An 11909-nucleotide genomic window follows, 5' to 3' on the forward strand; every position below is an offset into this window, starting at 1 on the left:
CCTGCACCAGCGGTGGCCGCGGTCCGCACGGCTCGGCGGGGGCGGCGGTCACCGCGGCAGAGCCGTCAGCGCGGGAGGCCGCCGCCGCGGAAGGTGCGGCGGTAGGCCTCGGGCGAGACCCCGAACAGGCGGGCGAAGTGCCGCCGCAGCGTCGTGGCCGTCCCCATGCCGGTCCGCGACGCGATCAGCTCCACCGTGGCGTCGGTGGTCTCCAGCAGTTCCTGGGCGCGGTGCGCCCGCTGGACCAGCAGCCACCGCAGCGGGCTGGAGCCGGTGACGGCGGTGAAGTGCCGCGCGAGGTTGCGGGAGCTCATGCCCGCCTGGCGGGCCAGGTCCCGGACGGTCAGCGGCTGGTCGAGCCGGGCGGTGATCCACGGCAGCAGGTCGGCGAGGGCGTGGCCCCGGCCGTGCGACACCGGCGCGGGCACGTACTGCGCCTGCCCGCCGGGCCGGTGCGGCGGCACGACGAGGCAGCGGGCCAGCGCGTTGGCGACGGCCGCGCCGTGGTCGGTGCGCACGAGGTGCAGGCACAGGTCCATCCCGGCGGCCTTGCCCGCCGAGGTCAGGACCGAGCCCTCGTCGACGTAGAGGACGTCCGGGTCGACCCGGACCCGCGGGTACCGCTCCGCCAGCAGCGCCGTGTGCTCCCAGTGCGTCGTGGCGCGCCGCCCGTCCAGCAGGCCCGCCGCCGCGAGGACGAACGCCCCCGTGCACAGCGAGACGACGCGGGCGCCCGCGTCGTGGGCCGCCCGGACGGCGTCGACCAGTTCGGGCAGCGGGGTGTCCTCGGCCGCGCGGAGGGACGGGACGACGACGGTGTCCGCGGTCGCGAGCACGTCCAGGCCGTGCCGGACGCCCGCCGTCAGCCAGCCGCCGACCTCGGCGCCGCCCGACCCGCAGACCGTGAACCCGTACCACGGGGAGACGAGGTCGCGGTCGACGCCGAACACCTCGCAGGCCGCGGCCAGCTCGAACAGCGGTGTCCCGTCGGTGACCGCCAGGGCGACCGAGTGCATGTCCGAAACTGTACGGGTCGTGGCTCCGCGGACGGTTGTGGCCGCCCGGCCCGCTGACCACGCTGATCACCGTGACCGAGCGGAGCACCACACCCACCAGGACCGTCGCCGTCATCGGCGCGTACGGGCACACCGGCCGGTTCGTCGTCGCGGAGCTGAGCGGGCGCGGGCTGGTCCCGATCCTCTCCGGCCGGGACGCCGACCGGCTGCACGACCTGGGCAGGGCCTTCCCCGGATCGGTCGTCCGACCCGCGGCGCTGGACCACCCCGCGGCGCTCGACCGCGTCCTGGCGGGCGCGGACGCCGTGGTCAACTGCGCGGGGCCCTTCGCGGGCACCGCCGCGCCCGTGCTCGACGCCGCCCTGCGCGCCCGCGTGCCGTACCTGGACGTGACCGCGGAGGTCGAGTCCGTCGCGGACGTGATCGCCCGGTACGACTCCCCCGCCCGCGACGCGGGTGTCGCGGTGGTCCCGGCGATGGCGTTCTTCGGCGGTCTCGGCGACCTGCTCGCCACCGCCGCGCTGCGCGACTGGCCCGCCGCGGACCGGGTCTCGCTCGCCTACGCGCTGAGCTGCTGGCGCCCGACCCCCGGCACGAGGGCGACCGGCCGGGTCTCCGCGCGACGCCGGGGCGGCGACCGGATCGTCTACACCGGCGACCGGTTCCGGAGGCGCACCGGTCCCGCACCGCTCGCGGAGTGGACCTTCCCCGACCCGGTCGGGACGCTGTCCGTGGTCGCCGAGTCCACCACGGCCGACAGCGCCACGATCCCCAGCCACCTCGCGGTCCCCGAGGTGCGCACGTACCTGTCGGCCGCGGCCGTGGACGACCTGCGCTCGGCCGATCCGAGGCCCCCGACCGCCGTCGACGACCGGGGCCGCTCCGCGCAGACGTTCCTCGTCGAGGCCGTGGTGTCGCGGGAGGGCTCGACGAGGCGCGCGGTGGCGCGCGGGCAGGACATCTACGCGGTCACCGCTCCGCTGGTCGTGGAGGCGGCCGTGCGGCTGCTCGACGCGCCGGGCAGGACCGGGGTCCTCGCGGCGGGCGAGGCGTTCGACGCGCGGGACTTCCTGCTCTCGCTGAGCCCCGAGCACCTGGAGGTCGACCTGGACCCGAGCTGACCGGGCGGCGCTAGCGGGCGCCGAAGGGCACGAAGCCGAGCGACTGCCCCACGGCCATCGACCCGCCCCTGGCGACCATGCCGACGTACCCGCGCCTGCCGGCCGCCACCCGGACGAACCGCTTGCCCAGCCTGCCGATGGGCCGCGGGTAGTACTTCTCGACCAGGGCGGCGGGCCGCGCGCACGGCTCGTTCACGCGGGTGACCACGACGGCGGCGTCGGTGAACCGGCGCCGCACCCGGTCGTACGGGCCGAAGTCGACACCCGCGGGCAGCGCGCCGAAGTCGGGGATGGCACCCTCCCCGGCGAACCCGCCGACGACGACGTTGACCCCGAGGCACTGCGCCAGGAACAGCCTGCCCGCCTCGCCGTCGGCCAGCCCGTCCAGCAGCGCCGCGTGGGCCGCGACGTCCACCCCGTCGGTGTCCACGTGGGCCGCGCCCAGCGCGCGCAGACCGTCCAGGCACGCCCGCTCGTCCAGGCCGAGCCCGGCCGCGATGTGGTCGAGGTCGGTGTCGCTGATGAGCGACACCGACTGCCGGTTGAGCACCGTCGTGCCCCGGCGGTAGGCCCGGCACCGCACGTCGGCGGCGACCACCCGGCCCGCGTTGCGGACGCTGCCGACGATCTTGTTGGCCTCCAGGTCGAACTCGGCGGCGGTCACCGGGAACGTGCTGAACTCGGTCCTGCTGGGCGCGACGAGCAGCAGGTCCACCCGGCCCGCGGGTGTCGGGAACGACATGGGCCAGGCTAGCCCGCCGTCCCCCGTGCCAAACCGGATCACCCGACGGGGGTCGGTTTCACCACACCGGAACGGCGAAACCGCTGGTTGGACGATTCGTCGGGGTGCGAAACAGCGGTGGAACAGGAATGCTGGGAGGGACCGTCCCCGAGCACGTGAGGAAGTATGGCGAACCCGACCCGCACCACCGCCCGGCACTGGACCACCGCCGTTCCCGTCGTCGCCGTCGCGGCGCTCGCCCTGACCTGGGGGCGTGAGCTGCCGGTCCTGGCGGTCGTGCTCGTGGCCGTGCTGCTGGCGGGAGCCGTGCTGGCCGCGGTGCACCACGCCGAGGTGGTCGCCCACCGGGTCGGTGAACCGTTCGGGTCGCTGGTGCTCGCGGTCGCGGTGACGGTGATCGAGGTCGCGCTGATCGTCACGCTCATGGCCGACGGCAAACCCGGCAGCGAGACGCTGGCCCGCGACACGGTGTTCGCCGCAGTCATGATCACCATCAACGGGATCATGGGTGTCTCGCTGCTCGTGGGCGCGCTGAGGCACCGGGTGGCGACGTTCAACCCGGAGGGCACGGGCGGCATGTTCGCCACCGTCACCACGATCACGACGCTGAGCCTGGTGCTGCCGACGTTCACCACGACCAAGCCCGGCCCGGAGTTCTCGCCGGCGCAGCTCGCGTTCGCGGCCGTCGCGTCGCTGGGCCTCTACGCGCTGTTCGTCGCGATGCAGACCGTGCGGCACCGCGACTACTTCCTCCCGCTCGACGAGAACGGTGTGGTGCTGGAGGAGCACGCGGAGCCGCCGACCGCGAAGGCGGCGGTGATCAGCCTCGGGCTGCTGCTGGTGTCGCTGGTGGCGGTCGTGGGCAACGCCAAGGCCGTCTCGCCCGCGATCGAGGCGGGTGTGGAGGCGGCCGGGTTCCCGCTCGCCGTCGTCGGTGTGGTCATCGCGCTGCTGGTGCTGGCCCCGGAAACCCTCGCCGCCGTGCGCGCGGCTCGCCGCGGCCGGGTGCAGACCAGCATCAACCTCTCGCTGGGTTCGGCGATGGCGAGCATCGGCCTGACGATCCCGGCCATCGCCATCGCGTCGATCTGGCTCACCGGCCCGCTGGTGCTGGGTCTCGGCCCGACGCACATGGTGCTGCTCGCGCTCACCGTCGTGACCGGGACGCTGACGATCGTGCCGGGGCGCGCCACCCTGCTCCAGGGTGGTGTCCACCTCGGACTGCTGGCCGCGTTCCTGTTCCTCGCCGTCAGCCCGTGACGGCGAGGAACAGGCGCGTCACACCGCCAGCGGCGCCGTGCGGAACGGGTCGTCGCGGTCCAGCTTGCCGGTGAACAACCCCTGGAACAGGTTCAGCTTCTGCATGTTCGAGGTGCCCTCGATGAACTCCATGCCGCGGGCGTCGCGGACCAGCTTGTCCAGCACCGGGTGCTCCAGCCTGGCGCCCGCGCCGAAGAACGTGCACGCCTGCTGCGTGGCGTCGTGGGCCAGTTCCGCGGCGCGCACCTTCGCCGCGGACGCCAGGTAGCCGTCGCCGGTGCGGGCGTCGACCGCGGCCGCCGCCAGGTGCACGAGCCTGCGCGCGCCGTCGATCCGCCGCGCCAGCAGGTCGAGGCGGTCGCGCTCGTCGCGCCGCAGCGCGCTCCGGTGGGTGATCACGTACTCGTGCGCGGCCCGCGCGATGCCCAGCGCGATGGCGGCGACACCGGGCCGCAGCAGGTTGAACGTCTGCACGAACGCCCACATCCCCCGCCGCGACGGGGAGAGGTGCCGCCCGAGGAAGCGCTCGGGTGCGATCTCCACGTCCCGCATGGTGATCGCGCTGATCCGCGCGCCCCGCAGGCCGATGGTCTCCAGGGCCTCGGCGTGGAAACCGGGGCTGGGGCTCTCCACGAGCACCGCGTTGATCCCCAGCGGGCCGGGGCTGGTGCGGGCGAACACGACGCCGAGCTGCGCGCGGGCCGCGTTGCCGACGTACCGCTTCTCGCCGCTGAGCAGCGCGGGCCGGTCCCCCGTGGCGGGCACGACCGTGGTGCTCAGCGCGCCCGCGTCGGAACCCCGGTCCGGTTCGGTGAGCGCGAAGAACGTCCACAGCGGACTCTCCAGCATCCGCCCGTAGAACCAGTCCTTCTGCTGCTCGTCGGCGAGCAGGTCGATCAGCACCCCGGCGAGCAGCGGGCCGGGTGAGGCGACCAGCATCCCCACGTCGGCGCAGGACAGCTCCTCCATGATGATCGCCCGCTCCAGGGCGAGCGTCCCGTAGAACCTGTTGCCCGCGATGGGGATCGGCACGTTGCCGTACTCCGGCGGGATGCCCATCGTGGACAGGTACCGCACGGCGGGCAGGTCGAAGTGCTCCCGGATCAGCTCGGGGTCGCGGTCGAGCGCCAACCCGAGCGCCCGGAAGTCGGCCCCCCACTCGCGGACCTGGCCGCGCAGCGCGAGCAACCGGTCGTCCAGCTGGATCGTCGTCACAGTCGCTCCTCCGGACGGCAGTAGGCCTCGGCGAGCAGCTCCGAGACGCGCGCGACCTGACCCGGCCCGCCCGCCAGGTAGCCGCTCGCGCCGAGCAGCTTCACCAGCGCGCGGTCGGCCTCGGTGATCTGGGCGTGCAGGTGGTTGAGCGAGGAGTCCGGCAGCTCGCCGGGACCGATCCCGGTCAGCACCGCGCGGACCTCCAGGTGCTCGATGAGGCCGTCCGCGACCGTGGACTTCACCATCTGCTGCTGGAGCAGCGTGGAGTTGCCGGTGCGCCTGCCGTTGAGGTAGCGCATCGCGGTCTCCCGCAGCTCCTCGGACAGGCCGAGCCGCAGCCACACCAGGCCGAGCGTCCACGCGGCGCGCTGCGCGGGCGCGAAGCCGTTCACCCCGGCCGGTGCCAGGTGGCGTTGCAGCAGCACCGGTCCGCCGGGCAGGTCGACCGAGCCGAGCGCGGTCTCCGCGCAGTCGGCCCGGTCGACCGTGATGCCGTCGGCCCAGATCCGCGTGGTGCCCGCCGCGACGTCCTCGGGGACGACGGCGTGCCCGGCGGGGCCGCACGGCAGCAGGCCGGGCAGCACCGCCGAGGCGAGTTCGGCCAGGGCGGCGGCCACGCCGTCCGCACGCGCGGCGCGGTGGCAGCGCGTCCACCGGTCGGCGTGCGCGAGCGTGGTCACGGTCCCCCCACGACGCAGTAGCCGAGGTCGCCGGTGCTCGGGTCGTGGTCGATCAGCACCACCGGGTCGGCGTCGACGCCGTGCGCGGCCAGCAGCGACCACGCCGCCGTGCACGGGTAGCCGGTCTCGGCCACGAGCACGGGACCGCTGTGCCGCACCAGGTCCGGGTCGATGCCCGCGCCGACGACGACCGTCGCCGACGAGTCGGGCCCGAGCAGCGAGCCGAGCGCGGCGTCGATCGAGGCGGGCAGGTCGGCCTGGCGGACACCGACCTCGTGCCCGACCGACAGCCCACCGGCCCTCCTGTCCTCCAGCAGGACCGCGACACCGGCGTTGCCGCGCGGCGCGGTGCCCTCGACCTCGTAGGGCAGGGTCGACTGGTCGAGCACCAGCACGAGCGCGCGCCGGTAGCCGTGCCGCCGCGCGTAGTCGCCCGCGAGTTCGAGCGCGGTGAACGGCGCGCAGGTGCCGCTGTCGGACAGCGCGAACACCAGCGGCCCGTTGGTCAGCTCCTCGGACAGGTAGGTCGCCGCGGACAGTCGGCAGTCCAGGTCCGGGGTGCTGTGCGCGACGAGCGCCAGGTCGACCTGGTCGGAGCCGAGGTCCAGCTCCGCCACCAGGTTCTGGGCCATCGCGGTGAACGTCGTCCCGGCCACCAGCACCTCGGGGCGCGCGGTGACGCCGTAGCCCCTGGTGAGGTCGGCGAAGTGGCGCTGGGAGAACTCGTCGTCGATCCGGCGGTCCCCGCCGTCGAACTTCCTGTGCACGACCCGTGCCACCCCGAGCGGGGACCGCACCAGGCGCGGGCGCCTGGTCGTCTCGGGAACGGGTGCCGCCGTCCGGTACATGCTCAGGCGTCCCGCTCTGCCACGACGAAGTCGGCGAGCGACGCGACCGTCTCGAAGTGCGCCATCTCCAGGTTGTCGGTGTCGAACTCGACCTCCAGGGCTTCCTCCAGCTGCATCAGCAGCTCGAAGACGCCGGTCGAGTCGAGGCCCAGCTCGTCGAACAGGCGCGACGACTCGGTCAGCTCGGGCAGGTCGTAGTCGAGCACCTGCGCCAGCACCGAGGTGATGGCGGAGACGATCCGGGCCCGCTCGGGCGCCGTCGTCTGGATGTCGGCCGTGTCACTCATGGTCTTCAGGTCCTTTCGGGGAAAGCGGGTCTATTCCGGCGTCGCCACGGCCGTGAGGTTCGGGAGGCGCTGGTGGCGCAGCAGGTCCTCGGTGGTGTCGCGCTCGCGCACGAGGTGGGCCCGGCCGTCCTGCACGAGCACCTCGGCCGGGTAGCCGTGGCTGAGGAACAGCACCGGGGACGCGGTCGGGCCGTACGCGCCGGAGCGCAGCACGCCGACGAGGTCGCCGACCCGCACCGGCGGCAGCGCGATCTTCTTGCCGAGGGTGTCGTTCGGGGTGCAGAGCGGGCCGGTGACGTGCCAGCTCTCGACGGCGGGCTCGTCCATCCGGTTCAGCACGGCCATCGGGAAGTTGCGCTTCACGAAGGAGCCGATGCCGACCGCGGCCATGTGGTGGTTCGTGCCGCCGTCGGCGACCGCGAACTTCTCGCCCATCGACTCCTTCACGTACCGCACCCGCACGACGTACGTGCCGGACGTGGCCGTGAGGTAGCGGCCGAGTTCCATCACCAGCCGGGTCTCCGGGTGGGCGTCGGCGAACTCCGCGATGATCGGGTTCACCCGCGCGGCCAGCAGCTCAAGGTCCAGGTCCCGCTCGCCGTCGAAGTACGCGACACCGAGGCCGCCGCCGATGTCGACCATCTCCAGCGGGAAGCCCAGGACGTCGGACACCCGGCAGGCCAGGTCGAAGATGCGCTCGGTGTTCTCGGCGATGGCCTCCTCGCTGAGGATGCGCGTGCCCATGTAGACCTGCACGCCCATCAGCCGCACGTTCGGGTGCCGCTGCGCGAGGTCGGCGTTGTCGAAGACCTGCGTCTCGTCGATGCCGAACTGGCGCGGCTTCCCGCCCATGGTCAGGCCGGAGCCCTTGACCGCGAAGCTCGGGTTGATCCGCAGCGCGACCGGCGCGACGACCCCGCGCTCGCGGGCGAACCGGTCGATCAGGGCGAGTTCGCCGAACGACTCGCAGATGATCGTGTAGATGCCCTCGTCGAGGCAGGCCTCGATCTCCCGCTCGCTCTTGCCGGGGCCGAGGAAGATGATGTTCTCCGGGGCCGCGCCCGAGCGGCGGACGGTGATCAGCTCCGCCATCGACGACACCTCGACCCGCGCGCCCGCGGCCTGGAGCACCGCGCACACGCCGATGTTCGGGTTCGACTTGAGGGAGAAGAAGAACTCCAACCTCGGGTGCAGGTGCGCCTTGAGGCCGTGCACCCGCGACGACAGCTCGTCGCCGTCGTAGAGGTACATCGGCGTGCCGAACTCCTCGGCCAGCTCGGTGATCGGGATGCCCTGGACTTCGAACTCGGCGGTCATCGCCGGTCCTCCTTCGCCAGTCGGGTGGTGATCTCCGCGTCGACGGCCGCGATCTCGTCGTCGGACGAGCCGACGACGATCCCGTACAGCCGTCCGTCGAACGCCGCGTCGTCGCGGGCGCCCGCGTTGACGGTGGCGAAGTTGTTGACCAGCAGGCCCGTTCCGCCCCGCCGTTCCAGCACCAGGCCGTCGAGCAGCGTCCGCACGGTGCCGAAGCCCAGCTCGCCGGTCAGCCGCAGCGGGTAGTGCCGGGCGAGCGCGATCTGCCCGGCGCCGACGAACCTCTCCTGCGAGGGGACCTGGTAGGTGGACATGTTGTTGCGGGCGTTGATCTCGATGACGGGGTAGAGCCCGTCGTCGGGGTCGACCATCGCGTCCACGCCGACGACGCCGAAGTACCCGTCGGCGGACAGCTTCTTGCCCAGCAGCCCCGCCGTGGCGACCAGCTCGTCCACCTGCGCGCCGGACAGCCGCGCGGGCATCCGGTGTCCCTTGTGGACCCCGCCCTCGGTGAACAGCTCCTTGACGAAGTCGAAGTGCGTCACGCCGTCGCGGCCCACGGTGAACTGGTAGTTCAGGTCGGTCTTCTTCGCGACCCAGTTCTCCACGCAGAACGCGATCCTCGGCTGCCCGGACTTCTCCACCGACTTGGCGATCATCCGGAACAGCCGGTCCATCCGGCGGGGGCTCTCCAGCACGGCGATGCCCTTGCCGGACACGCCGAGAGCCTCCTTCACCACGACCTTCTCGCCGCGCTCGACCAGCGGGGCCGCCTCGGTGAACGCGCGCTCCAGCTGCTCCAGCGTGTCGCACGCCCAGCCCGCGGGCTGCCGCAGGCCGAGTTCGTCGGCGACGCGGCGGCTGTAGACCTTGCTGTTGACCGACTTGCAGGTCGCCGCGTCCGGGGCCGCGAGCGGCAGCCCGGTCGCGGCGGCGAGCCGTTCCTCCACCTCGGACACGCCGTGCGCGACGAGGTGCGCGTCGAGCCCGCTCAGGGCCTCGACCAGCGCCGGGTCGGCCAGCGCGTCCTCGGTGACGTTGCGCAGCGGGTTCTGGTCGGCCACGACGTGCACCGTCGGCAGCACGATCCCGAGGCCGGTCAGGTGGTCCAGGTAGTCGGCGTCCGGAGCGGCCTTGAGCACCACGTGGTCGGACGGCCCGGCGAGCAGCAGGGCGAACTCGTCCATGTGGTTGACCACGGCGCTGCCGCTCGCGGCGGACACGCGCGGCAGCGTGTGCTCGCCGCGCGCCCACTGCTCCTCGACCTCGAAGTTGCCGAGGTACACCAGCGACGCGTCCGGCTCGCCGACCACGGCCCGCTTCAGGCGGGTGGTGAAGTCATCCATGTCGCGTCCTAGTGCTGGAAAACGGCGGCGGAGAACGTCTGGCCGAGACCGGCCGACGTCATCAGGTACTTGTCGCCCGGCTTGAGCAGGCCCAGTTCGCGGACGGTCTGGTAGTTGATGAACGGGTCCGCGCAGAAGCAGTGCCCGGTCTTGTCCAGGTTGTCCAGGAAGAACTTCTCGTTCGGCAGGCCCAGGTTCTTCGCGGCCACCGTCCACGACACGCGGTTCACGTTGTGCGGCAGCACCAGGTCGACGTCCGCGAGGGTGAGGCCCGCTTCGCCGAGCGCGCCGAGGATCACCTCTTCGAGGGCGTCCTGGTAGATCTTGCGCGCGTACTTGGCCACGTCCGGCGTCATGTCGATCACGCCGTCGTCGCGCCCGTGGATGCGGGTGGCGTAGCCGAGCAGGTGGTCGCGGTCGCCCCGTGCGGACACCAGGACCGCAGCGACGCCCTCGCCCATGATCGACACGTCCTCGACCCACTGGGTGAACGGCGTGAACGTCTTGTCGCCCGCGAGGATCAGCGCCAGCGCGTCCGGGTCGCCGTCGGCGGCCAGCAGCGTGCCCGCCACGTCCAGCGCCAGCAGGCCGGTCGCGCAGCCGTGGTCGGCCACCGCGAAGGTCTTGGCGTGCGTCAGCCCGAGCGCTTCGCGCACGTCCTGCACCGGGCTGATCGGGTAGGGGGCGGTGGTCCGCATCCCCTTGGCCCGGATGACGTACCGGACCCGCTCCTCCTGGCCGATGAGCGCGTCCAGCTTCCCGGCCGCCGCGATCATCAGCTCCGCTTCGGTCTGCCCCGGCGCCTGGCAGATCCGGTCCAGGCCGTACAGCCTGGTGAACCGCCGCACCTGCTGGTCGTTCAACCCCAACGACTCCCGCAGGTCCGCCACGGACACGGTCTCCGGCAGATGACTCGACACTGCCACCAATGACGTCATGGCCACAGCGTCACCGCCGGTGCTGACCACCCGCTGACACCGGACTGACCGCGTTCGCGGGGGGCTCGGGGGTCAGCTCGACGCGGGGTGCGCCTCGACGTCGTTCGGGTCGCGCGGCCACCAGCGGCCGGGGCGCGGCAGGAAGTTCGCCAGCTCCGGGAAGTCGGTGGGCCGCTCGGTCATCCAGTTCCAGTACCGCGGGATGGTCCTGGCGTAGTCGCAGTAGTACCGGCGCAGCGCGTCGATCAGCTGCCGCAGGGTGTTCGGGTGGATCGAGCCCGGCCGCCACACCAGCAGCAGGCGGCTGCGCAGCGGTTCGGTGATGGCCACGAGGTTGACGTCCGCCGTGGACCCGGTCGGGGTCGCGAGCGCCGCCGCGCCCGCGTCGCGCACCCACGCCATGGCCTCGGCGTGCCCGCCCGCGTAGTGCAGCACCTCCGGCGTCGGGTGGTCGAGCTTGCGGAACAGGTGCTCCTCGACGGGGTGGAACCAGTGGCCCTGGACGTGCTGCACCCAGCTCAGGGCGGCCATGTGCCTGCGGCTGACGGTGGTCCGGCGGGCGAGCGCGTGGTCGCGGGGCAGCGCGAGCCAGATGGGCTCGCGGACGATGATCTCCTTGGCCAGCGAGGGGTCCAGCGGGCGGACGCCGTCGACCGCCTCGGGGCTGGGCACCAGCGCGGCGGTCAGCTCCCCCCGGTTCACCGCCTCGACGCTCAGCGCGGGGTCCAGCGTCACCGTCTGGACCTCCACCGACGGCAGCGAGGCCTGGAGCGCGCGGCGCAGGGTCACGGGCGTCCACTCGGCGTTGCCGAAGCGGAGGATGCCGCTGGCCAACGAGGACGCCTCGGCCACGACGGCGTCGGCGCGGGTGGCCAGGTCCGCCAGCATGGGGATGAGCCGCTCGCCCAGCGGCGTCGGGGTGATGCCGAAGGCCGATCGCACGAACAGGTCGCCGCCCACGGCCTTCTCGATGCGCCGGAGCTGGGCGGTGAGGCTGGGCTGCGGGAGTGACAGCTTCGCCGCGGCCTTCGAGATGCTGCCCGCCTCGGCGAGCGTCATCACCACCCGTGCGTGCCGGATTTCCAGGTGCATGCGACCAACCGTTCACGTGGGACGGGACGGCTGGGCCAAACCTACCC

At 73.0% G+C, this 11909-nt stretch carries 12 protein-coding genes; 2 read left to right on the forward strand and 10 right to left on the reverse strand.

Features of this window, described 5'->3' with window-relative positions; genetic code table 11:
- Positions 1–65: 65 nt before the first annotated feature.
- Positions 66–1016 carry a helix-turn-helix domain-containing protein gene (locus AC156L_RS25580; RefSeq protein WP_330883313.1) on the reverse strand — a complete coding sequence of 317 codons (951 nt, stop codon included), beginning with the start codon at positions 1014–1016 and terminating at the stop codon, positions 66–68.
- 71 nt (positions 1017–1087) lie between these two features.
- Here AC156L_RS25580 and AC156L_RS25585 point away from each other — a divergent pair, with 71 nt between their 5' ends.
- A complete protein-coding gene (locus AC156L_RS25585) occupies positions 1088–2137 on the forward strand; it encodes a saccharopine dehydrogenase family protein (RefSeq protein WP_330883315.1) in 1050 nt (349 codons plus the stop codon).
- Positions 2138–2147: 10 nt separating this feature from the next.
- On the opposite strand, the gene AC156L_RS25590 is transcribed toward AC156L_RS25585, so the two are convergent.
- On the reverse strand, positions 2148–2879 hold the full coding sequence (locus AC156L_RS25590) for an MOSC domain-containing protein (protein ID WP_330883317.1): 732 nt from the start codon (positions 2877–2879) through the stop codon (positions 2148–2150).
- 165 nt (positions 2880–3044) lie between these two features.
- Here AC156L_RS25590 and AC156L_RS25595 point away from each other — a divergent pair, with 165 nt between their 5' ends.
- A complete protein-coding gene (locus tag AC156L_RS25595) occupies positions 3045–4139 on the forward strand; it encodes a calcium:cation antiporter (RefSeq protein WP_330883319.1) in 1095 nt (364 codons plus the stop codon).
- 18 nt (positions 4140–4157) lie between these two features.
- On the opposite strand, the gene AC156L_RS25600 is transcribed toward AC156L_RS25595, so the two are convergent.
- From AC156L_RS25600 to AC156L_RS25635, 8 genes are all read right to left on the reverse strand, one after another.
- A complete protein-coding gene (locus tag AC156L_RS25600) occupies positions 4158–5354 on the reverse strand; it encodes an acyl-CoA dehydrogenase family protein (protein WP_330883321.1) in 1197 nt (398 codons plus the stop codon).
- On the reverse strand, positions 5351–6034 hold the full coding sequence (locus AC156L_RS25605) for a DUF2786 domain-containing protein (protein ID WP_330883323.1): 684 nt from the start codon (positions 6032–6034) through the stop codon (positions 5351–5353). Before AC156L_RS25605 ends, AC156L_RS25600 begins: the two co-directional genes overlap by 4 nt.
- On the reverse strand, positions 6031–6801 hold the full coding sequence (locus AC156L_RS25610) for a beta-ketoacyl-[acyl-carrier-protein] synthase family protein (RefSeq protein ID WP_330883325.1): 771 nt from the start codon (positions 6799–6801) through the stop codon (positions 6031–6033). The genes AC156L_RS25605 and AC156L_RS25610 overlap by 4 nt, the downstream gene beginning before the upstream one ends.
- Before the next feature lie 83 nt (positions 6802–6884).
- Positions 6885–7169, reverse strand: coding sequence for an acyl carrier protein (locus AC156L_RS25615; RefSeq protein WP_330883327.1), 285 nt, complete (start codon positions 7167–7169; stop codon positions 6885–6887).
- Between the two features lie 30 nt (positions 7170–7199).
- On the reverse strand, positions 7200–8486 hold the full coding sequence (locus AC156L_RS25620; protein ID WP_330883329.1) for a type III PLP-dependent enzyme: 1287 nt from the start codon (positions 8484–8486) through the stop codon (positions 7200–7202).
- The gene (locus tag AC156L_RS25625) at positions 8483–9832 is read right to left on the reverse strand and encodes a preATP grasp domain-containing protein (RefSeq protein ID WP_330883331.1); all 1350 of its coding nucleotides are present in this window, start codon (positions 9830–9832) and stop codon (positions 8483–8485) included. The genes AC156L_RS25620 and AC156L_RS25625 overlap by 4 nt, the downstream gene beginning before the upstream one ends.
- A gap of 8 nt (positions 9833–9840) precedes the next feature.
- Positions 9841–10770 carry a 3-oxoacyl-[acyl-carrier-protein] synthase III C-terminal domain-containing protein gene (locus AC156L_RS25630; RefSeq protein ID WP_330883333.1) on the reverse strand — a complete coding sequence of 310 codons (930 nt, stop codon included), beginning with the start codon at positions 10768–10770 and terminating at the stop codon, positions 9841–9843.
- Between the two features lie 72 nt (positions 10771–10842).
- Positions 10843–11862, reverse strand: a complete 1020-nt coding sequence (locus AC156L_RS25635; protein ID WP_330883335.1) for a LysR family transcriptional regulator — start codon at positions 11860–11862, stop codon at positions 10843–10845.
- Positions 11863–11909: the final 47 nt, after the last annotated feature.

Source organism: Umezawaea sp. (genome assembly GCF_057122925.1).